This is a genomic window from Daejeonella sp. (genome assembly GCF_030684675.1).
Lineage (GTDB): Bacteria > Bacteroidota > Bacteroidia > Sphingobacteriales > Sphingobacteriaceae > Daejeonella.
Genome location: NZ_JAUXXZ010000050.1, coordinates 126,028 through 148,749, shown reverse-complemented (window position 1 = coordinate 148,749; position 22,722 = coordinate 126,028). Strand labels below are relative to the sequence as shown.

Annotated in this window: 19 protein-coding genes; 7 read left to right on the top strand and 12 right to left on the bottom strand. The window is 40.0% G+C overall.

All coding sequences use genetic code 11. The features are described 5' to 3' along the window. Positions 1 to 184: 184 nt before the first annotated feature. The 7 genes from groL to miaB form a co-directional block, all read right to left on the bottom strand. Positions 185 to 1,825: a chaperonin GroEL gene (groL, locus tag Q8M41_RS10870; protein ID WP_305365298.1), complete on the bottom strand. Its 1,641-nt coding sequence runs from the start codon at positions 1,823 to 1,825 to the stop codon at positions 185 to 187. Positions 1,826 to 1,988: 163 nt separating this feature from the next. Next, the gene (groES, locus tag Q8M41_RS10865; RefSeq protein ID WP_305365297.1) at positions 1,989 to 2,282 is read right to left on the bottom strand and encodes a co-chaperone GroES; all 294 of its coding nucleotides are present in this window, start codon (positions 2,280 to 2,282) and stop codon (positions 1,989 to 1,991) included. 215 nt (positions 2,283 to 2,497) lie between these two features. Beyond that, positions 2,498 to 2,833 (bottom strand): preprotein translocase subunit SecG, encoded by a 336-nt coding sequence (secG, locus tag Q8M41_RS10860; RefSeq protein ID WP_305365296.1) that lies wholly within the window; start codon positions 2,831 to 2,833, stop codon positions 2,498 to 2,500. Positions 2,834 to 2,838: 5 nt separating this feature from the next. Next, on the bottom strand, positions 2,839 to 4,290 hold the full coding sequence (locus Q8M41_RS10855; protein ID WP_305365295.1) for a hypothetical protein: 1,452 nt from the start codon (positions 4,288 to 4,290) through the stop codon (positions 2,839 to 2,841). A gap of 32 nt (positions 4,291 to 4,322) precedes the next feature. After that, positions 4,323 to 4,841: an LptE family protein gene (lptE, locus tag Q8M41_RS10850; protein WP_305365294.1), complete on the bottom strand. Its 519-nt coding sequence runs from the start codon at positions 4,839 to 4,841 to the stop codon at positions 4,323 to 4,325. Between the two features lie 14 nt (positions 4,842 to 4,855). Further along, positions 4,856 to 6,091, bottom strand: a complete 1,236-nt coding sequence (locus tag Q8M41_RS10845) for a sigma 54-interacting transcriptional regulator (protein ID WP_305365293.1) — start codon at positions 6,089 to 6,091, stop codon at positions 4,856 to 4,858. A gap of 136 nt (positions 6,092 to 6,227) precedes the next feature. Further along, the gene (miaB, locus tag Q8M41_RS10840; protein WP_305365292.1) at positions 6,228 to 7,721 is read right to left on the bottom strand and encodes a tRNA (N6-isopentenyl adenosine(37)-C2)-methylthiotransferase MiaB; all 1,494 of its coding nucleotides are present in this window, start codon (positions 7,719 to 7,721) and stop codon (positions 6,228 to 6,230) included. 220 nt (positions 7,722 to 7,941) lie between these two features. Between miaB and Q8M41_RS10835 the strand changes: the two genes are divergently transcribed. Then, the gene (locus Q8M41_RS10835; protein WP_305365291.1) at positions 7,942 to 9,699 is read left to right on the top strand and encodes a hypothetical protein; all 1,758 of its coding nucleotides are present in this window, start codon (positions 7,942 to 7,944) and stop codon (positions 9,697 to 9,699) included. Between the two features lie 120 nt (positions 9,700 to 9,819). On the opposite strand, the gene Q8M41_RS10830 is transcribed toward Q8M41_RS10835, so the two are convergent. The 3 genes from Q8M41_RS10830 to Q8M41_RS10820 all read right to left on the bottom strand — a co-directional run bounded on the left by Q8M41_RS10830 (position 9,820) and on the right by Q8M41_RS10820 (position 13,295). After that, complete coding sequence (locus Q8M41_RS10830) at positions 9,820 to 10,905, bottom strand: branched-chain amino acid aminotransferase (protein ID WP_305365290.1); 1,086 nt, start codon at positions 10,903 to 10,905, stop codon at positions 9,820 to 9,822. 106 nt (positions 10,906 to 11,011) lie between these two features. After that, positions 11,012 to 12,304 carry an HAD-IB family phosphatase gene (locus Q8M41_RS10825; RefSeq protein WP_305365289.1) on the bottom strand — a complete coding sequence of 431 codons (1,293 nt, stop codon included), beginning with the start codon at positions 12,302 to 12,304 and terminating at the stop codon, positions 11,012 to 11,014. Positions 12,305 to 12,323: 19 nt separating this feature from the next. Beyond that, positions 12,324 to 13,295 carry an NAD-dependent epimerase/dehydratase family protein gene (locus Q8M41_RS10820; protein WP_305365288.1) on the bottom strand — a complete coding sequence of 324 codons (972 nt, stop codon included), beginning with the start codon at positions 13,293 to 13,295 and terminating at the stop codon, positions 12,324 to 12,326. Positions 13,296 to 13,457: 162 nt separating this feature from the next. Between Q8M41_RS10820 and Q8M41_RS10815 the strand changes: the two genes are divergently transcribed. Continuing rightward, positions 13,458 to 14,639, top strand: coding sequence for a formimidoylglutamase (locus Q8M41_RS10815; RefSeq protein WP_305365287.1), 1,182 nt, complete (start codon positions 13,458 to 13,460; stop codon positions 14,637 to 14,639). A 112-nt stretch (positions 14,640 to 14,751) separates the two neighbouring features. Next, positions 14,752 to 16,224, top strand: a complete 1,473-nt coding sequence (locus Q8M41_RS10810) for a xylulokinase (protein ID WP_305365286.1) — start codon at positions 14,752 to 14,754, stop codon at positions 16,222 to 16,224. Positions 16,225 to 16,362: 138 nt separating this feature from the next. Here the strand turns inward: Q8M41_RS10810 and Q8M41_RS10805 are convergent, their stop codons facing one another. Together Q8M41_RS10805 and Q8M41_RS10800 are read right to left on the bottom strand one after the other, a co-directional pair. Continuing rightward, positions 16,363 to 17,667, bottom strand: a complete 1,305-nt coding sequence (locus Q8M41_RS10805; RefSeq protein ID WP_305365285.1) for an IS110 family transposase — start codon at positions 17,665 to 17,667, stop codon at positions 16,363 to 16,365. 509 nt (positions 17,668 to 18,176) lie between these two features. Continuing rightward, a complete protein-coding gene (locus Q8M41_RS10800) occupies positions 18,177 to 19,376 on the bottom strand; it encodes a dienelactone hydrolase family protein (RefSeq protein WP_305365284.1) in 1,200 nt (399 codons plus the stop codon). 219 nt (positions 19,377 to 19,595) lie between these two features. On the opposite strand from Q8M41_RS10800, the gene xylA reads away from it, so the two are divergent. The 4 genes from xylA to Q8M41_RS10780 all read left to right on the top strand — a co-directional run bounded on the left by xylA (position 19,596) and on the right by Q8M41_RS10780 (position 22,718). Beyond that, positions 19,596 to 20,927, top strand: coding sequence for a xylose isomerase (gene xylA, locus Q8M41_RS10795; RefSeq protein ID WP_305365283.1), 1,332 nt, complete (start codon positions 19,596 to 19,598; stop codon positions 20,925 to 20,927). 84 nt (positions 20,928 to 21,011) lie between these two features. Then, on the top strand, positions 21,012 to 21,923 hold the full coding sequence (locus Q8M41_RS10790; RefSeq protein WP_305365282.1) for a restriction endonuclease: 912 nt from the start codon (positions 21,012 to 21,014) through the stop codon (positions 21,921 to 21,923). Positions 21,924 to 22,051: 128 nt separating this feature from the next. Further along, positions 22,052 to 22,417, top strand: coding sequence for a type II toxin-antitoxin system RelE/ParE family toxin (locus Q8M41_RS10785; protein ID WP_305365281.1), 366 nt, complete (start codon positions 22,052 to 22,054; stop codon positions 22,415 to 22,417). Further along, positions 22,410 to 22,718, top strand: coding sequence for a helix-turn-helix transcriptional regulator (locus tag Q8M41_RS10780; RefSeq protein WP_305365280.1), 309 nt, complete (start codon positions 22,410 to 22,412; stop codon positions 22,716 to 22,718). Before Q8M41_RS10785 ends, Q8M41_RS10780 begins: the two co-directional genes overlap by 8 nt. Positions 22,719 to 22,722: the final 4 nt, after the last annotated feature.

Genomic DNA, 22,722 nt, shown 5'->3' with positions numbered 1-22,722 from the left:
GCAATAATTGTTCCAAATGATTTAATTAATTGTGCAAAATGTGCTTAGCGGGTTAGGAGAGGGTTTTCTTAGAAAATTAACATATATTTATTGGTATATGATTCTCCTGAAAAAACTTTAACAAAAAAAATCCTTCCCGATTAATCAGGAAGGATTTTTTATATTGACCTATGAGGGCTTCTGATTACATCATTCCACCCATACCGCCGCCACCCATTGGAGGCATATGAGCACCACCTTTATCTTCTTCAGGATCATCAGCCAATACAACCTCAGTTGTTAACAGCATGGCTGCAATTGAAGCTGCATTTTCCAATGCAATACGACCAACCTTAGTTGGATCGATTACACCTGCACCGATCAGATTTTCGTAAACATCAGTACGTGCATTATATCCAAAATCAGCTTTACCTTCTTTCACCTTTTGAACTACGATAGAACCTTCAATACCTGCGTTTTGGCAGATTTGACGTAATGGCTCTTCGATAGCACGTCTGATAATCGCGATACCTGTATTTTCGTCTTCATTATCACCTTTAAGATCTTTTAAAGCATCAACAGCACGGATGAAAGCAACACCGCCACCGGCAACAATTCCTTCTTCAACCGCTGCACGGGTTGCATGTAAAGCATCGTCAACTCTGTCTTTTTTCTCTTTCATTTCAACTTCAGTAGCAGCACCAACATAAAGTACGGCAACACCACCTGATAGTTTCGCTAAACGTTCCTGTAATTTTTCTTTATCGTAATCAGAGGTAGTTGTTTCAACCTGAGCTTTGATCTGGCTAACACGTGCTTTAATATCAGCAGTTTTACCTGCTCCATTAATTACGATCGTATTATCTTTATCAACAACTACTTTTTCTGCCTGACCTAAATAAGTAAGGTCTGCATTCTCTAATTTATAACCTCTTTCTTCAGAGATAACTGTACCACCGGTAAGGATTGCGATATCTTCAAGCATAGCTTTACGGCGATCACCAAATCCAGGAGCTTTAACAGCAGCCACTTTCAGTGAACCACGGATTTTGTTAACTACCAGGGTAGCTAATGCTTCACCGTCAAGATCTTCAGCAATGATCAATAATGGTTTTCCGGTTTGAACTTGTTTTTCAAGAACCGGAAGAAGTTCTTTCATTGAAGAAATCTTCTTGTCGTAGATCAGGATATAAGGATTATCCAGTTCAACTTCCATTTTATCAGCATTGGTTACGAAGTATGGAGATAAGTATCCACGGTCGAACTGCATACCCTCAACTGTTTTCATTTCAGTTTCGGTACCTTTTGCTTCTTCAACAGTGATTACACCATCTTTTCCAACTTTCGCCATTGCGTCAGCGATCAGGGTACCAATCACTTCATCATTGTTTGCAGAGATTGAAGCAACCTGCTTAATTTTTTTATTGTCTTCGCCAACAGACTGTGATTGTTTTTTCAAATTAGCAACAACAGCCGATACCGCTTTGTCAATACCACGTTTCAGATCCATTGGATTTGCACCGGCAGCAACATTCTTAATTCCGGCAGTTACGATTGCCTGAGCTAAAACTGTAGCAGTAGTAGTACCATCTCCAGCCTGATCAGCTGTTTTAGAGGCAACTTCTTTTACCATCTGTGCACCCATGTTTTCAAGGGCGTCTTTTAATTCAATTTCTTTGGCAACTGTAACACCATCTTTAGTGATTGCAGGTGAACCAAATTTCTTATCGATAATTACGTTACGGCCTTTTGGTCCAAGAGTTACTTTTACTGCATTGGCAAGGATATCCACGCCTCTTTTCAGAGCATCGCGCGCTTCAACATTGTATTTAACTTGTTTTGACATTGTTTAAAGATTTTAGATGTTAGAGTTAATTCAAACTAATGTTTTTATCAAACTCTGGTTTTCAATTAAATTTAGATTCGAGGTATGAGGTATGTGATCTGATGTCTGATGTCTGATGTCTGACTTCTGACTTCTGACTTCTGACTTCCGACTTCCGACTTCGTTATAATGTTGCAAAAATATCAGATTCACGCATGATAAGATATTCTTTACCTTCATGAGAGATCTCTGTTCCAGCATACTTACCGTATAATACAACATCTCCTACTTTATAAGCCATAGGGATTAAATTGCCGGTTTGTTCTGCATATTTGCCTGGTCCAACAGCTACAACAGTACCTTTTTGAGGTTTTTCTTTTGCAGTATCAGGAATGTAAAGTCCGGAGGCCGTTTTTTCTTCAGCCGGTGCAGCTTCTATAACTACCCGGTCTGCGCTAGGTTTGATATTTAATGCCATATTGATATAATAAATTAAATTGATTGAATGTTTGTACTGTTTTGTTGACACGAATTATGCCAAATAGCCTTAGGATACATTTCTTGTCAAATTTTCATTATTTGATAATCCAAGCCTCTTTCTTGTCAATATATCGGTGTCAAGCTGTCAGTAAAATGTCAGCCTGATGCAAAAAAAAAGCCACCGATCAGGTGGCGTTTTTCTAAAATGCTTATTTATTTTTTAGTGCTGTCTGTTGGTAAAGAAAGACCTGATGGTGCGGCAACCGGAGCAGCAGGCTTATTGATCTGATTTTGAATATCATTCATTTCCTGGTCAACTACTCCACCACGTGGAACTACAACATTAACCATTAAGGCCAGAACCATCAAGGATACTGCAAGAACCCAAGTGCCTTTTTCCAGAAAATCGCCTGTGCGCTGAACGCCCATAATATTATTTGAGCCCGCAAATCCTGAGGATAAACCACCTCCTTTAGGGTTTTGGATCAAAATGATCAGGACTAACAAAACACAAACAATGATCGCCAGGATAATAACTGTATACAACATATCTATTAATTTACTTTCTTTTCTAATTCACGAATTTGGTCGGCAAAGTACGTGCTTTTTTCCGGAACTTTCAAACTTAATTTTTTGTAAGTAGCGATGGCTTTTTCATACAGCATCTGATCTGCATAGATATTTGCCAGTGTTTCTGAAACCAGATCGTTCGGGTCTTCCGCACTTTTCCTTGCTTTGTTCTCGGTATCCAATTTTTGAGAATCGGGTGGTCTGATCTGTGGCTCCTCCTTGATAAATTTCTCAAGAATGGAATCCTCCTTACGTTTAACCTGGAATGGAACAGTTCTGGGTGCGTTTTCAACCTGCTCCAATGGTGATTGTAAGTGGAATATATTCTCAATGATCTGACTGCTCAACTGATCTACAGAACTTATTTTAATATTCTGATTAGTATCTAATCTGAAATCAGCATAAGGCTGATATGTCCCTGCATGCTCCATTCGGGTTTTTTGCAACCACCATAAAAAGGAATAGGGCATTTTATCATCGTTGTACCTGGATACTTCCTGATCTGTTTCTACTTCTGCTTTTTCAGTGCGGTCTGTTTCTTCAGTTGAGGGTTCTTCAGCTTCTACTGGATTAGTTTTGATCTCTCCGGCAGGCTTTATTTCTTTTTCCTTTTCAGCACTGAAAACCGGCTCTGCTTTTGTTTCTTCCTTTGCAGGATCTTCAAATGGAATAGCGCTTTGATTAATCGTATTGAAGATATCACCCAATAAAGAAGATTCTTCTTCCTGATTTTTATTCACAATAGCACTTGGCTGCTCAGGCTCAGCTATTGTTTCCTTCTCTTCTTTTATAGGATCTTCTGCTTTTTCAGAAGTGATTCCTTCATCAATTGTCTGTTTTTCTGTCTCAGCATCCGTTGGGACTTCATTTTCGGGAGCCGTTTCTATTTTCGCTGTCCAAACGTCTTCCTCAATCGGGTGTTCTTCTTTTTCAGGTTCTGTTGTTATTTCCTTTTCAGCCTCGGTTTCTATCTTAGCAGACCATGAATCTTCTTCAATTGGCTGAATACTAGGCTCTTTCGGGATTGTTTCTACAACAATTTCCCCTTCATCCGCATTTAATTTCTCTTCATTAAAGTAGTTTATACTTTCAATACCATGTATCCCTTCGTCCTCCGAATCCTGTTCCGCAAATAATACAGATTCAATATATTTTAATTTTTCATGCTCCTTTAATTTTTCAGGTTCATTCAGGATAGTATAAAGAATTTTTCTTTCAGGAATTGATAAAGCTGTGTAACTCAATTGTTTCTTCAGGTTTTCGGAGCCTGAAAGTGATAAGGAACGGCTATAACAGAGATTTAATACCTGACAATAGGGAAATTTTTCCAGGGCTTTCTCTAAAATTTTTGCATCCCCGACATCTATCGCAGAAGGATCTGCAATACAATTTGCAAACAATTTGATGAATGATTCCTGCTGATTAATCTGTTTCAATTGTGCTGAGTTTTTTGAAAGCTAAATATTTATTACCAATTGGCAAAAGCCTTGTTAAAAATATCCTCTGTTAATTGGGTATTGATCAATTTCAATAAATCTTGCTCCTGTGCCTGAACAGGTCTTTGGCTTGTGCTAAATTCCTGAAATGCCTGAAAGCTTTGTTCAAAATTCAATTCCGGGTTCAATGCATTTGTATATTTCACCATTACGGTGACCGTCATTCTGTTTAGTCCGGCCCGATCATTTCCCTGGATAGATACCGGACGTATTGTATAATCAGTGATCCGGCCTTCAAAATTGGCATCGGCATCGCTTCTGATAATGCTTAAGCGGGATTGATCGCGAATTCGTGTTTTTAATCTTTCAGTAAACTGCTGACTTAGATTAGGCACCACCAATGCCGAAGTGTTCTCAAAGAACTGAACAGAGACAGTTTTCATTTCTGCAGGTATTGAAGCACCTGAGAAAGAATAGGTTCCGCAGGACTGGGAGAGCAGCACAAGGCCAATAATTAGGCAGTATCTAAATTTTGAAAGTATCTTTTGCATATTCCGGGACTGATTTAGAGTTCTAACTCCTTTATTTTACGATACAAGGTACGTTCTGAGATCCCAAGTTCATGAGCTGCTAGTTTCCGTTTTCCTTTATGCTTTTTGAGTGCTTTCTTGATCAGGTCTGATTCTTTGTCAATCAAGGATAAGGATTCTTCTACCTCTTCCACATCGTCCATCATATCATATGACTTATTATTATCAGGTTGATGGATAACAAGTTGATGCGGATCAGGGGCCAGGTTATTGCTTCCGGGAATTTCGATATCCCTGTAAAGCTGGTTGATTACCTTCTGGTTTGACTGAATGCTTGAGGTATTGCCTCCGTTTTGTATAATCTCAGCAACCAGCTTTTTCAGTTCCATCATATCCTTCTTCATATCGAAAAGTACTTTATAAAGAATATCCCGCTCAGAAAAATCCTCCTTGTTCTGGTTTGAAATACGCATAGGAAGGGTGCTTCCGGCTTCGGTTGGGATATAATTTTGCAGGTGTTCTGCTGATAAATTTCTGTCTTTTTCAAGAACAGCAATTTGTTCAGCTATATTTTTAAGCTGACGAACATTTCCCGGCCAGCTGTAATTCATTAAACCCTGCTGCGCACTTTGGTCAAGTTGTACTGAAGGGCTTCTGTATTTATCTGTAAAATCGGCGATAAACTTCCTGAACAGTAAATTTATGTCTTCCTTGCGCTCTCTTAATGCAGGAATTTTCAATGGTACAGTGTTCAATCGGTAATAAAGATCTTCCCTGAATTTCCCGGCGCTTACTGCATCGAAAACATCCTTATTTGTAGCAGCGATTACCCGAACATTTGTTTTCTGAACTTTGGAAGAACCCACACGAATATATTCGCCTGTTTCTAAAACCCTTAATAAGCGTGCCTGAGTTCCGATTGGAAGTTCTGCAACCTCATCCAGAAATATGGTTCCGCCGTCAACTACCTCAAAATATCCTTTGCGGGCATCGTGAGCCCCGGTAAATGATCCCTTTTCATGGCCAAATAATTCGGAGTCAATCGTTCCTTCAGGTATTGCACCGCAGTTTACGGCTATAAAAGGCCCATGTTTGCGGGCACTCAATGCATGAATAATATGTGAAAAAACCTCTTTACCGCTACCGCTTTCACCAGTAATCAGCACAGAGATATCGGTTGGTGCTACCTGCCTGGCAATATCAATTGCACGGTTAAGTAAAGGTGAATTACCAATGATACTAAATCTGTTTTTTATGTCCTGAACGTCCATTATTGTAATTTGATGATTTGATGATTTGAAAATTTGATGATTAAATAATTTCTCCAAATCAGTCTTAAATTTTCCAATAAATAATACCCGGCTGAATTTTTAATTTGTTTTCTGGCATTTTCAAATCTCCAAATTTTCAAATCTCCACATCAGCCTTGATTCTCCCTATCAAAGTGGCCGGGGTGCAGCGTTCTATTTTGACATCAACATAGTCGCCAGCTTTATAAGCGTCATTTACCGGAAAAACTACAGTGATATTATGTTCGCTCTTGCCCGAAAAATCTTTGTCTGATTTCTTTGAGAACCCGTCAATCAGCACTTTATGTGTTTTACCTATGTGCTGCTGCAAGCGGTTCAAAGAGCATTCCTGTTGCTTTTTCAGAATTTCATTGAACCTGCGGGTTTTTACCGTTTCTGGAATATCATCTTCAAAACGCTTGGCAGCAAGTGTGCCGGGACGCTCTGAATAGGTATACATATAAGCAAAATCAAATTGCGCATAGTCCATAAGGCTCAGCGTATCCAGATGTTCTTCTTCAGTTTCTGTACAAAAACCGATGATGATATCGGTTGAGACCGCACAATCCGGAATAAGTTTTTTGATCGTATCAATCCGCTCAATATACCATTCACGTGTATAGGTACGGTTCATCAGTTCCAGTACCCGGGAGCTTCCTGATTGTACCGGCAGGTGAATATGATTGCAGATATTTTCATACTTATTCATGGTATGCAATACCTCGTCGGTAATATCTTTCGGGTGGGATGTGGAGAAACGTACTCTCAGAAGCGGATTGATTTGAGCAACAAGTTCTAATAGTCCGGCAAAGTTTAGGGCCTCACCCCCAAAGGAAATATCCGGCTCCCTCTCCTCTGGAGAGGGCTGGGGTGAGGCCGTTCCTCCCCACTTATAAGAATCTACATTCTGACCAAGCAGCGTAATTTCACGATAACCCTTTTCAAATAATTCCCGGGCCTCCTGAACAATTGAATGAGGATCTCTGCTTCTTTCCCTGCCCCTTGTGAAGGGAACCACACAGAATGAGCACATATTATCGCATCCGCGCATAATAGATACAAAGGCTGAAATGCCGTTGCTATTCAATCGTACCGGACTAATATCAGCGTAGGTTTCCTCTCTACTCAGAAGAACATTCACTGCACGTATTCCATCATCGGACTGGGCAATCAGATTTGGCAGATCGCGGTAAGAATCAGGGCCGATCACAATGTCAACAAGCTTCTCTTCCTCCAGAAACTTGGATTTTAGGCGCTCAGCCATACAGCCAAGAACGCCAATCGTCATTCCCGGTCGTTTGTTTTTAGCAGCCCCAAATTCACGCAAGCGGTTTCTTACCCTTTGCTCGGCATTATCACGAATTGAGCAGGTATTTATAAAAATGACATCAGCTTCTTTATATTGACTTGTTGTTTCAAAGCCCATATCCTGCATGATCGATGCAACAATCTCACTGTCAGAGAAATTCATGGCACAACCGTAACTTTCAATGTACAGTTTTCGTCCTGTATATTGTCCGGTGTTTTCTAAGATTAAGGCTTCACCCTGACGAGATTCATCGTGTAATGTAGTTTCTGATGAATCTTTTAAGTTTATTGGGCGCTCAAACATTCTTTATTAAATTAGCTGCAAAAGTATGATTTTTTCTGCAAAATGACAATTTGGCAGAGATTCTTTTTGCTTAGCAAATGATATTTTTAAATTGTACTGACATATCAGATAATCTTTAGAAACGTTAACGATTAAGGTTAACTTAGTATTTAACCGAAGGCATTGTATGGTTCAGAATAGTAATAAAGTCTTATTTAGAAAGTGGATCTTTTCAATTTTAATGGTACTGATCCTTCTGGTAAGCGGAGCCGCAGTATATCTGAACTACTATTGGAAACCTATTTTAACTCAAAGGATTAAAGAAGCAATCGACAGGTCAACAGATGGTCTATACCGCATAGAGTTTGAAAATATCCGGGTGAATTTTATTACCGGAAGACTAAACGTTTCGAATATCCGGTTCATACCCGACACCCTGGTGTATGAAAAGATGAAAGTTGACAGCATTGCACCAAGGCATTTGTATGAGGTTGAAATAGCCAAACTGATCTTAAAGAGGATACAGCCCTGGAAAATATATACATCCGGTAAACTGGAGATGGGTGCCATTGAAATTGACCGACCTTCTTTAAGAGTTGTATATTCTAAAACCAGAAACACAAAATTATCCCATAAAGAAGACCTGAGAACTGCCTACCAGCACCTTAGGCCCTATCTGAACTCTGTTAAAATTGGGAGTATCATTCTTAAAAATGCAGATTTTAAGTATATCGACCGCAGCGCAGAAGGAGGGACAAGGGTCACCGAGCTTAAAGATCTGTATCTTAGGATCAGCGATCTGCTGATTGATTCGGCATCTCAATTTGACCGATCGCGCTTATATTATACTAAAGATATTTATGCTGAACTGCTTGGTTACAAATCGCTTACAGAGGACGGAAATTATAATATTCAGTTCAGTGAATTCAAGGCCTCAACTGCAGGGGGGTATGCCCATTTAAAGGGCTTTCGCCTTCTACCAAGATATTCAGAGATGGAGTTTTCAAGAAGATTCAAATTCCAGAAGGACAGATATTCTGCACACTTTGAAGATATTGAATTAAACAATATTGATTACGAGCTATTGAACCGTGACAGGAGGCTCATTGCATCTTCATTAACATTAAACAAGGGTAATTTATCAGTTTTTTTGAATCGTGGAATGCCCGATTCGATCAGGGATAAGGGGGTTAATTTTCCGCAGCTGGCATTAAAACGATTCAAGCTTGATACAACCATAGATACAGTACTGCTAAAGGATTCACATGTCAATTATTCGGAATACAATCCTTATTCAAGGCGCAAAGGAACACTTTCATTTGGAGGTATTAACGGAAGTATCTTCAATGTGACCAATGATTCGCTAAACCTGATTAGAAATAAATTCAGTGAGGTAAAGCTAACCTCACTATTAATGAATCGTGGTCGTTTGGATATCGTAATGAAATTCAATCTGCCAGACCCTGGCGGAGCATTCGAGTTTTCAGGAAAATTGGGAAAACTTGATGCAGAAATGTTCAATTCGGCGATCAGACCATTATCATTGATTGAAGTTAAATCTGGTTATATAAATCAGATGATTTTTAACGGAAGGGGGAGTATTAATGGGGTAAGAGGAATTCTGACCTGTTATTATAATGATTTGAAAATCACCCTTTTAGAAAAACGTGAAAATTCCAGCCGCTTAAAGCGAAAGGGTATCGCATCTATTTTTGCCAATATTCTAATCATAAAAGACGATAATCCCATGAATGGCCAGCCTGTGAGGAGGGGAGCATTTTATTATGCCCGTCCTGATCGTTCATCATTCTTTAATATGATCTGGAAAGGATTTGCTGAAGCACTGTTGAATACCATTGGCTTTGATGCTGCAACCCAGACTGAGATCAAAGCAAGGCTGAGAAAGATGGAAATCGAACGCAACAACAGGGAAGAAAGGCGCGATGACCGGCTGAAGAAACGCGATGTTAGAAGGATGAACAGGAATGGTGGTAGGTAGCCCGGTCCGGGTCAAGCCCGGACTGACAGCGGGTCAAGCCCGGACTGACACGTTTGTCGGTCGAGATCTGATCAGTGGTCATTCCTGGCTTGTCATTCCTGGCTTGTCAGTCCGGGCTTGTCAGTCCGGGCTAGACCCGGACCGGACCGCAAAATTCCACCCATGCTCATCAGCTGAGCGGCCATATCTTAATTCATTCAATGTGTCAAGCACTCGGTTAGAGAACACCCGTTTTGCCGGATCAGGAAGGGTATAGAGTTCGCCTTCATGTCCGATTTCAGCTATATGAGCAATGGTAGCGGCTGTTCCAACACCAAATGCATCAGTGATGCGACCTTCTTTAATTCCTTTGATGATCTCCTCAACTGAGATTCTGCGTTTTTCAATTGGAATGTTCCAGCTTTTTGCCAAAGTTAAAACGGTATCACGGGTTACGCCTTTCAGAATGGTATCTCTGGTAGATGGTGTAATCAATTTCCCGTCCATCATAAACATAATATTGGCAGCCCCAAGTTCTTCGATATAGGCATGTTCTTTCGAATCTGTCCAGATCAGCTGGTCAAAACCTTCCTGAGTAGCTTTCATTGCCGGAAGCATTGAGCCAGCATAATTTCCAGCAGCTTTCGCAAAACCGAACCCACCATCGCTTGCTCTTGAATAAAAGGTTTCAACTTTTACCTTCAGATTCTTTGAAAAATAAGGCCCAACCGGTCCGGTTAAAACGATGTATTTATATGTAGATGAGGGTGTTACACCTAAAAAAGGATCGGTTGCAAACATAAATGGTCTGATGTACAGGCTATGATTTGCCTTAGACGGCACCCAGTCTCTGTCAAGATCAACCAATGTTTCAAGGCTCTTTAAAAAGATATCAACCGGAAGTTCAGGCATACACAAACGCTGTGCAGAAAGATTAAAACGCTCTGCATTTTTATCAGGACGGAAGATGCTGACTTTTCCATCGGCATGTTTGTAAGCCTTAATACCTTCGAAAAATGCTTGTCCATAATGCAATGCAGAAATCGCAGGACTGAACCCGATCTCTCCGTAAGGTACAATTCTAAAGTCTTTCCATGCTCCATCGCTGTAATCAGCAATGAACATATGATCGGAAAAGTTCTTTCCAAAGGGTAAATTATCGAAATCAATATCAGCCAAACGTGACTGAGCAGTTTTTGTGATGGAAATATTTAATTTATCAGACACAGTATTAAAATTTAATCAGGCTGGCAATTTAATGATTTTTCTTGGAAACCGTACTGCAAGCAGCTTTTACCTTTCTGCTTTTAGCTTTCCACTTTCTGCTTTCAGCTTAATAAAGTATTCTGAACTTAATCGTATGATCAATCTGCTTCAGAGCCTTTAATACTTTTTTATCGTACTCGTCACTCACATCAGTAATTACATAGCCGATGCTCGGATTGGTCATCAGGTATTGACCCACAATATTAATATGATGATCCGCAAAAACCTTATTAATCTGAGCCATTATACCCGGCATATTTTTGTGGATGTGAATCAAACGATGAGCTCCTGCAATTCGCGGAAGCTGAAGATTTGGAAAGTTCGCACTCACATAAGTATGGCCATGATTGATGAAATTAATCATCCTTTTGGCAATAAATTCAGGATTCTTAGGGCTGTTCTTCGGGTCGTCAAATATGATAATGCCCATGTCGGTACATAAACCATGGGAGAGTTTCGGTTCGCTGTTGCCGAGGTATCCGATCGTTTTTAGTTTTACCGCACGTTCGAGCTTTTCCCTTTCAAGCAGTTCACCATTAGCCAGAAGCATCATCCCCACATCTGGCACATATTTTTCTTCAAATGTTTTTTTATGGCGAATAGAAAATCCATCCTTCTTTAAGGTTTGAATGGCAAGTTCAGGTACATCTCCAATCACCAGACAAAGAATCCTGTTTTTAGGATAGGAAATGGCTCTGGGTAGATTATTGACATACAGAAACTCATCAAAACTAGGCGTAACATGATCGGCTTTTTCAGCAACAGTTTTACGTTCGATATTCTCGGTAAAAGCATAGAATTTTTTGATCATCCCAAATTCCTTCAGCTGGAAATCAGAATGTCCATCCCCAATCCCATAAATATCACCCTTGAGGTCAAGTTCTTTCAAAAGTTTAACCTTACCCCCTTCATTGGAAAGTGGGTTGTTTTCATCATATCCTATAATCTTTCCATTATCATCAAAAACAAAGGTATTAGCGTAGATGTTTTCCTTGCGGATATGATAGGGAAGTACAACAGGGGTGATAAATTCCTTAAATCCACCCGAAACAATAAGAACCGAATCTGTATGTTTTTTGAAGAATGTTTTATTCCGGGAGAAAGATGAAGAAACCTTCTTTTTCAGCAGGCTAACCAAGGTTTTTAAATGATTACGGTCAGCTTCCAGGAGCTGAACCCTTCCGGTCAGGCTTTCCCGGAACGACATTTTGCCTTCCATCGCTGCATTGGTCAGATCTTCAATTTTCTGATAGATCTTTTCCCGGTCGGGATGGTTCATTAATGAAATACGGGCCAGTTCATCCAATGCCTCTACCTGGGTAAATGTACTGTCGAAATCTATGATATAAAACTGTTTCAATGCTTTATTAATTAGGGGATTAACTATTTTTAAGGTGCAGGCAAATTTCGCTGATGGATTCGTCAACGGATTTAAAATTAAAATTTAATGCCTTTTTTATTTTTTCATTGGAATAGGTTTGCTTTTTGAATGCACTGCGAACGGTTTCTGCGCTCAGACCGAATCGTTTACCGGTTAAAAATGTAACTACACGGCTTCCCAGCCATGCGATATACATCATCCAGGGTTTTAATGCTATAGACGGTGGTTTTTTACCAAATTTCAGGGCAATGTTCGAGAAAAATTCTTTATAGGTCAGATTTTCTGAATTGATAATGAATCGTTCATCAGAAATAGTACTTTCCATTAAAAGGATCATAGATTTTGCGACATCCTCGACATCCACATAACCGCAACTTCCTCCCGGGAAATAATTCAAACCGCTTCGTATTGATTCAAACAATTGTCCGCTTCCTTCTTTACCAGCATTTTTGCCGATAATGATTGATGGATTTACAATGACTGCATTTAAGCCTTCTGCTGCTGCTCTGAAAACCTCCATCTCACTCTTATATTTTGAGATTGAATAGGTACTCTGACCTGATCCAAATTCCCAGTGATTTTTCTCGGTAATCAGCTTGCCTTTTTTGCTCTCACCCAGTGCCGCAATTGAACTCACATGTAAAAAGCGCTGGATGTTTTTTTCCATACAGATGTTGAGCAGATTTGAGGTGCCTTCCACATTCACTTTTAGCATCTCTTTTTTGTCTTTGGGATGGAAGGAAATTAGCGCAGCACAATGATAAACATGGCTAATACCATCCATGGCCTCACTCAGTGCGAAATAATCAAGAATATCGGCGTTGAACCACTCAATATCTTTTTGCTCCGTTAAAATTTGGGGTATCCGGGATGTATCCCGCTTGATTGCTCTGATTTTTTCTCCTCTGAGCAGCAATTGCCTGATTAATTCTGAACCTAAAAAACCGGTAGCGCCGGTAACTAAAATCATCCGGATGAATTTTTTTAAATGCTTTCAAAAGTAACTGAATAAACTGATATTTGCTTTGAGTCTGTTCTCAATTATCTGATTCTTCTTCAATTTTGTGTAATGCAATATTAATCGGGGGCTGTTCAATTATAAACTGTCAATTAAATTACAGGAACAATTATTATGTCATTATCCGATTTTCTTAGTCCGCTTGATTTCGATTCCATTAGTCCGGAAAATGGTTTTTATACAAGTCATTTAGGATCCACGATCGTAGCCTTCCATGATGATTTTCCCGATCTTGACAGTGGTCTTTTTGATATTGCTCTCATTGGCGTATTGGAAGACAGGAATTCGATCAATAATATTGGAACAGCTTTGGCTCCTGATGCCTTCAGACAAAAATTTTATGAGTTGAATGAGGGTAATTATAACACCCGCATCGTTGACCTTGGGAATATCCGTGCCGGGCATAAGGTCTCAGATACCTATGTTGCTCTAAAATTCTTAGTAACTGAACTGATCAAAAAGAACATAATACCTGTGATAATAGGTGGTGGTCAGGATCTGACATATCCTCAGTTCATGGCTTATGAAGAGCTGGAGCAGAAGGTAGATCTGCTGGTTGTCGATTCGCATTTTGACCTGGATGACAATATCGACGGAACGGTCGAGACCACTTCAATTTCCTACCTGAACAAGATCTTTTTGCACGAACCCAATTTCCTTTTCAACTTCAGTAATATCGGATACCAGACCTTCTATGTTAATCAGGAAAGCCTGAAATTGATGGATAAGCTCTATTTTGATGCACATCGCCTGGGTGATTTTTCAGGTAATATTAATCTTGCTGAGCCTGTGATTCGTAATGCGAATATGTTAAGTTTTGATATTTCTGCAATTCGTTCTTCGGATGCCGCTGGCAATGCCAATGCTACACCAAATGGGTTTTATGGTGAGAATGCCTGCCAGATTTCTAGGTATGCCGGCATGAATGATAAGCTTTCTTCAATAGGTTTTTATGAATATAATCCGGCTTATGATCTGAATGGACAGACTGCTATGCTGCTGGCCCAAATGGTTTGGTATTTTGTTGATGGATTTTATAACAGGAAGAAGGAATTTCCTTTATTGCCTAAATCGCAATACATCACTTACAGAGCCGGACTCAAAGATGGTTCCCATGAACTGGTCTTTGTCAAAAGCAAAAAATCAGATCGCTGGTGGATGCAGGTGCCCTACCCTGCAGGGAAGTCCAAGAATGAAAGGCATCACCTCGTACCTTGCCGCTATGAAGATTATCAAACAGCCAATTCAGGTGAGATGCCTGATTTATGGTGGAGGACATATCAGAAGCTTATTTGATGTGTCACAGGTTATCTGTTGACAGGTACCAATAGCTCGTGTTATGCCAGACAACAGGTAACAGACAACTGATAACATTTTTATAAATTCATTCTAACACAAAATCCTGCTAATGCTACTACTCGGTATCGACCTCGGCACTTCATCAATCAAAGTATCTGTTATTGATTCTCAAACTCAGGGATGCCTTTGTACAGTTCAATACCCTGAAACTGAATCGGCGATTATTGCTGAACATCCCGGATGGGCGGAGCAATCGCCGGAAATATGGTGGGAAAATGTTCAGCAGGCAATTATTAAAGCAAATGCTTCGGGATTGTACGATCCGAAAGCAGTAGGAGCAATTGGAATTGCCTATCAGATGCACGGACTGGTATTGGTTGATAAAGAGCAAAAAGTACTCCGGAATTCAATTATCTGGTGCGACAGCAGGGCAGTTGAGATTGGTAATAAAGCATTTCAGGCGATTGGTGAAGAAAAATGCCTGAGCAATCTGCTTAATTCGCCTGGAAACTTTACAGCTTCGAAGCTTGCCTGGGTGAAGCAAAATGAGCCTGAAATTTTCGAAAAGATCTATAAAGTGATGCTTCCGGGAGATTTTATCGGGATGAAGCTTAGCGGGGAGATCAATATCAGCGTTTCATCTCTTTCGGAAGGTGTATTCTGGGACTTTACCAGGAATGAGCTTTCAAAAGAAGTCTTGAATCATTTTGGTTTCCCTGAGGATATTTTCCCGGAGATTCAGCCTGTATTTACGGATCATGGCAGACTGAGTGCTGAAATTGCCGTCAGACTTTCATTAAAGACGGGTATTCCTGTAAGCTATAAGGCAGGAGACCAACCCAATAATGCTCTTTCTCTGAATGTTTTAAAACCGGGTGAGGTTGCAGCCAATGGTGGTACCTCCGGGGTGATTTATGGGGTGTCAGATCAGCTGACTTTCGATGAGGAATCGCGGATTAACAGCTTTGCTCATGTTAATTTTTCAGAGGAACAAAAACGAATCGGGGTATTGCTTTGTATCAATGGAACCGGAATTCTGAATCGCTGGACCAGGGATATAATTGCATCGGGACTTGCCTATAATACCATGAATACGGAGGCTTCAGCGATCAGCATAGGAAGTAAAGGATTAAGGATCCTGCCCTTTGGAAATGGAGCAGAACGCATGCTGAATAATAAGAATATCGGTGCCCACTTCCATCATATTGACCTGAACCTGCATAGCCGGGCACATATTTTCAGGGCAGTTCAGGAGGGCATCGCCTTTGCTTTTCGTTACGGACTCGATATTATGCGTGAGAACGGTATGAACCCCACACTCATCCGTGCCGGCAAAGCGAATATGTTTTCAAGTGAACTCTTTATTGAAGCATTTGTCAATGCTTGTGGTGTTCCGGTAGAATTGTATAGCAATGAAGGCAGTATTGGAGCAGCAATTGGTGCTGGAATTGGTGTTGGAGAATTCAGTACTGAAAATGCATTTGCAAATTTGAAACCACTCCGCAAAATCGAACCTCAAAAATCAGAGGAATACGAAACGATTTACCAGGAATGGAAGGAATTGCTGCTGGGGCATTTATAGGATTGCTCCGCAGTATTGTCATTGCGAGCCCGCCTGACCGGACGGGCAGGGAGGCACGACGCGGCAATCTTATGATGTTTAGTAATATAAGCTGGGAGATTGCTTCGCTACACTACCATTGACGTTTTTCATAATCTTCTATCTTTCAACTAATTGAAAATTGAATTCATTAGCCTTTTTTTGAAGAAATATGAGTTGTTGCTCCTTTAGTTTTTCTTCATACCTTTTGACCCCTTGTTCTACATATTCCATTCCTGTGGAAAATATATTGTAATAGAGTTCAGCTATTTTTCTTGCCGTAGCTTTTATGGCTATACCAGCACCCCTTCTTGCTTTAATTCTTCGGGCGAATACCCCAAGGCCGGGTTGTTTACTCAATAAGATGCTTTGTGCTGCCTGTTTAAAGATTTGTCCGGCTCTGGTGACTGCCTTTTTCCTGCTTCGCTTATTCATCTTTCCTGATTGATGTTTCCCCGGAGCTAAACCTAACCACGATACAAAGTTTTTAACCGTGGGCCATTGAGTAATATCATTGCCCAGCTCTGCGGTGAGTTTCATCAGGCTGTAATCTGTCAAACCGGGGAGAGTTGTCGGATTAGCACCATGAATTCCCAACAGCAGTTCATGAAGATGTTTGATCTCCGGTTTATTATGACGTATGGGTTTAATAGGATGATTATCTTTATAACCCTTGTCTGAGCGGCTGTTATATTCTTTTAGTATTTTCCCAGCTTCCTGATCACATTTAGCTACCTGATCCAAATAAAACATATAGCCATCATAAGCCTGTTGTAGTTCAAATAGATATTCTTCCTTGTAGTTTCCTTCAAGAGCAAGCAGAATATTTACACCTTTTCGCTTGATCAGCGAAGTGGTGCAATAACTTAGTAAGACCTCTGCATTTCGTTCACCTTCCAGGATAGCCTTGATCATGGCCATTCCGCTTGCTCCATGGGTCTGAGAAAGCACTTCGGGCAAACGAATATTCATCTGTATCATCGCCTTCTGCATATGCTGGATGTGAGAGGAGGCCATCTGAAGTTTATCCTCACGCATACGCGTATATACCCTCAACTTCCTGACTATATCTTCAGGGACAAAACTTTTACGCAATAGTCCGTAACTGAATAATTGCTGGATCCATTGGCAATCTTGTACATCGGTCTTTCGACCCGGGAGATTCTTACTGTCAGCCGGATTCACCAAAGTAACATCGAATCCATCACTTTCCAGAACATCATACAGGGTGATCCAATAGATTCCGGTTGCTTCCATGGCTACATGGGTGATCGAATTTTCCTTAAGATAACTGCTCAGTTCACGATAAGATGCGGTGAAGGTTGCGAAGTTCCTAACCGGTTGATCCTCTACAGAAACATACACCTTTTCGCTCCCAATATCAATACCGGCACTCTTAGGATAGATTTTGCTTAAACTGCTCATAAGATTACAGGCAAATTTTTATAAACCATCAAGCTTAGGGTATCATAAATAAGATATTTCTACCATGCGGGATATCATAAGATTCACCAATATTGATTAATACTATACCCTAAAACAAAACTCGCAATCAGGTTGGAACACTAGTGTTCAGACTGTTATACTGCTCTAGGTTTTTTGCCTTATGCAAAATTAACGTCATTAATATTGATTTTTATACAATAAATTACCCCTCGCAATGACAAAAACCTACACTCGCAACAATAGTAGTGTTGTCATTGCGAGGAGGCACGACGAAGCAATCTTATGATATTTAGTAATATAAGCTGGGAGATTGCTTCGCTACACTCGCAATGACAAAAACCTACACTCGCAACAATAGTAGTGTTGTCATTGCGAGGAGGCACGACGCGGCAATCTTATGATGTTTAGTAATATAAGCTGGGAGATTGCTTCGCTACACTCGCAATGACAAAAACCTACACTGGCAATGACAAGTGTCTATCACAATCCTATCTCCCCTTCCCAAAATGATAATCCGCGAACTTTATAAACTGCTTCCAGTCGTACAACGTCATATCATGTTTTCCTTCCCGGTTATGATAGGCCAGAGGAGATTCAATAACAGGCGTATTCAAGCCCGGAGGAACCTCCGGTAAGTTTGATTTTAAACCATACAAACTATAAACATCCTCAGCGTTTTTGAGGGATAAGAATGTGCCTTTTGGATCAGCCCATAGATCTTCAGAAGCATTTGTAGCATAAACCGGTCTGGGTGCGATCAGCGAGATCAGCATGTGCTGATCAACAGGCAAAAGCTCTTCATGATCGTTAAATTTTTTATAATTTGTGTTAAACCAATGCGGGAATGAGGTATTGATCCTTCTCACCCGTTCTCCAAATTGTCGGCGGGCAAGTGCCGCTCCTGTACTTCCCGAGCAGTTAGTAATACACATTGCAAAACGCTGATCCTGCGCAGCTGCCCAGAGCGATGCTTTTCCGCCCCGCGAATGCCCGACTAAGGCTACCTTTTTTTTATCGATTTGAGGATCGCTTTCAAAATAATCCATCACCCGGCTGGCGCCCCATCCCCAGGCACCTATCGCACGCATCCCATTATCAGCCTTTAATTGTTCTGGATATAATTGCATGACCCCATTCATAAATTCATCTTTATTATCCGGTGCAAGATCACTGACATGAAAAGCTGCAATGGCATAACCAGCATCAATAAGCACTTCTGCAGGCCAGAATTCGCTTATTGTTTTTCTGCTGGGGTCCGTATTTTCCTTGCCGCGATTATTGATCAGTAAAAATGCAGGGCTTTGTTTTACTGCATTATTAGGAGTAAAAAGAATAAGATTGATCCTGACACTTTTATTTCTGTTGAATACCTCAATCAGAACTTCTTTACGATGTGCTTTGCCATCCATGCTGTTTTTATCTTCACTAAGGAGAGAAAAACGGATATCCTCAAAAGATTTAGGGACCGGTCCGTAAATATTATCTTCGAACAAAGTCAGTACCTCGGGTCTTCTAATCTTTTCCCAGGCCTTTTTGTTTTTTATTGTTTTGTTATCACTTGATTTAAGAACATCCGGAAGGGTATAGGCAGGCACTTTGGATTCGTCATAATTCGATTCTTCATGATTTTGGGCATGAAGCTGTATGCAAATGAGAAGGCTAAGGCAAATTAAGAGAAATGCTTTCATGTGGTATTTTTTATGACCAGGTATGGGTTATAATTCTGATTATAAATATAGGTTTTTGTCTGCGAAACGGAACTTATGGTATTGCCGTTATCCCGACAAGCGATTGCAATAGTTTTCTATTCAAAAATTTTGCCGCGCGGAGGGATCTATAGATTAGCTCCTCAGTTTTTCACTAATTATTATTTAATTCTATAAATTCGAAGACATAAAAATTTCAGAATGGCAAATATCATTACAGGCGACAAAGAATTTTTCAAAGGCATAGGTCAGATACAATATGAGGGACCTGAATCCAATAATCCATTAGCATTTCGCTGGTACGATGAGAACAGGATCATTGCTGGTAAAACGATGAAGGAAACCCTGCGTTTTGCCTGTGCTTACTGGCATTCATTTGTTGGAAACGGATCAGATCCTTTCGGAGAGCCAACCCATATTTTTCAATGGGATGCAAAAAGTGATGCAGTTGAACGTGCAAAAGATAAAATGGATGCGGCCTTTGAGTTTATTACCAAGATGAACCTGCCATATTACTGTTTTCATGATGTGGATGTGGTAGATTATGGCAATGATGTTTTAGAAAATGAGCGCCGCCTGCAGGCGATTACTGCTTATGCGAAAGAGAAACAAAACGCCAGCGGTGTAAAATTACTCTGGGGCACCGCCAACCTTTTCTCGCATCGCCGTTATATGAACGGAGCCTCGACTAATCCTGATTTTCATGTCCTGACCCATGCCGGAGCACAAGTAAAGGCGGCTCTGGATGCCACTATTGCCCTCAATGGTGAGAATTATGTGTTCTGGGGGGGGCGTGAGGGATATATGAGTCTGCTGAATACAGATATGAAGCGTGAGCAGGAGCATCTTGCAAAATTCCTGCACATGGCAAGGGATTACGCGCGAAAGAATGGATTTAAGGGCACTTTTTTCATTGAACCAAAACCCTGTGAGCCAAGTAAACATCAGTATGATTACGATGCCGCTACAGTGATCAGTTTTCTGCGTCAGTTTGATCTGATGGATGATTTTAAACTGAATATTGAAGTCAATCATGCAACGCTGGCTGGTCATACTTTCCAGCATGAACTGCAGGTAAGTGCTGATGCAGGCTTATTGGGTTCAATCGATGCGAACCGCGGCGACTATCAGAATGGTTGGGATACCGACCAGTTCCCGAATAATATTAATGAACTGACAGAAGCGATGCTGGTGATTATTGAGGCTGGAGGTTTCGGTGGCGGAGGTATTAATTTTGATGCCAAGATCCGCAGAAACTCAACTGATCCTGCCGATTTATTTTATGCTCATATTGGTGGTATGGACACTTTCGCTCATGCCCTGATTGCTGCTGATAATATTTTGAAGCATTCGGATTATAAAAAAATTCGCCAGGATCGATATGCCTCTTTTGATTCGGGGAAAGGCAAAAATTTTGAAACAGGAAAGCTGAGTCTGGAAGATCTGAGAAACCTTGCAGTTGAAATGGGAGAACCGGCAGTAAAAAGTGGAAAACAGGAATACCTGGAGAATTTGGTGAATAGGTTTATTTAAGGTTTAATCCCTCGGTTCTCATAAATTTAGGAGATAGCAAATTGGGTTATCTCACTATGGAAAAAGGCTTAACAGTATTGTATTATGACAAAAAAAAGAATTGGTAAAACAGAGTTTGTTAAGTGGTTTGGGCCTATTTTGGATGCCTTGAGAGATTTGGGTGGATCTGCTAAACCCAAGGTAATTACTCAGTGGATTGGAGAAAAATATAATATCTCTGATGATATTTTAAATGAGCGGTATGAAAAATCTGGTGTTTTAAAATTTCAAAATCAGCTTGCTTGGGCTAGACAATATTTAGTTTGGGAAGAGCTATTAGCTACATCTAAACATGGTGTTTGGACGTTAAGTCAAAGTGGTTGGGAAACTAAACTTGATGAAGATCAGGCTCATTCAATATTCTTGAAATGGGTTAAGGTTTTTCAAGAATTAAAACATGAAAAGCCCCAACAAAGCATTGATACCGAAGCTGAAGAAATAATAAAGCTTCAACAGGAAAATGAGCCAGAAAGTCAAGTTAATTTAAAGCCAACTTTATTACAGGTTTTGCAGAATATTTCTCCTACTGGATTTGAACAATTGTGCGGAAGGCTTTTATTAGAATATGATTTTGAAAACATAGAAATAACTCAAAAATCGCATGATGGTGGAATTGATGGATATGCCACTTTAAAGCTTAATCCATTTGTAAATTTAAGTGTATTCTTTCAATGTAAAAGGTACCAAGGAACGGTTCCAACTGAAAAGGTCCAAGCATTTATAGGTGTTATGGAGACAAACAAGCGAAGTGTAGAAAAAGGCCTTCTAATAACAACAGGATCTTTTGCAAAAGCTGCAATTGAAATAGAGAAAATAAATATAAAACTCGAATTAATTGATGGAGATAAGTTGGTTGAGATGTTTGAAAAAGTTGAATTAGGTGTGACTCCTCAAATGATTTATGAACCCAATTTGAAATTTTTCGAGCAGTATATGGAAACTCCTACCCAAAGGTAAATTGAAGGTTGAATTTTGCCGATAACTAAATCATAATACCCCCTTAAAGTTTTTATTTCAACTTATGGCTGCTTATTCTAAGATTTATTAAGGGAATAGTTTGTTTCCTTAATAAGAAACTTTTATCTTTGAATAATAATTTACAGAAGCCGAAGTTTAGCGTTCAATTTTTGGAAGAGGCGGCTGAATTTCTCGTACTTCTTGATGAGAAAGTCAGGATTAAGATCATTTATAATATCACAAAATCAAGATATTCAAATGACAAGGAGCTTTTTAAAAAGCTAAACGATGAGGTCTGGGAGTTTAGAACTCTTTACAAGAATATACACTACCGGCTTTTTGCATTTTGGGACAAGCGTATGAGTGCAGAAACTCTCATTATTTGTACCCACGGAATTATTAAGAAATCACAAAAAACGCCTCAGGCTGATCTGATTAAAGCAGAAAGTTTGAGAAAACTATATTTTACACGCAATACACCTAAAAATGAGTAATCAAGGCTTGAAAATTTTTACTCTCGAAGAAATCACTGATAAACATATCGGTCGGGCGGGAACACCCAGGCGCGAAGCTTTTGAAAATGAATTGCGTCTCGACCTATTAGGAGAAGCGATCAAACAGGCACGTTTAGATCGTAATTTAACACAAGAAGAGTTGGGCAAGCTGGTCGGGGTACAAAAAGCTCAAATCTCCAAACTTGAAAATAGTCTGACAGATGCTCGGGTAGAGACAATCCTGAAAGTTTTCAAAGCACTAAATGCAAAGATTAGCTTTAGCGTGGAAATGAAAAATTAATACT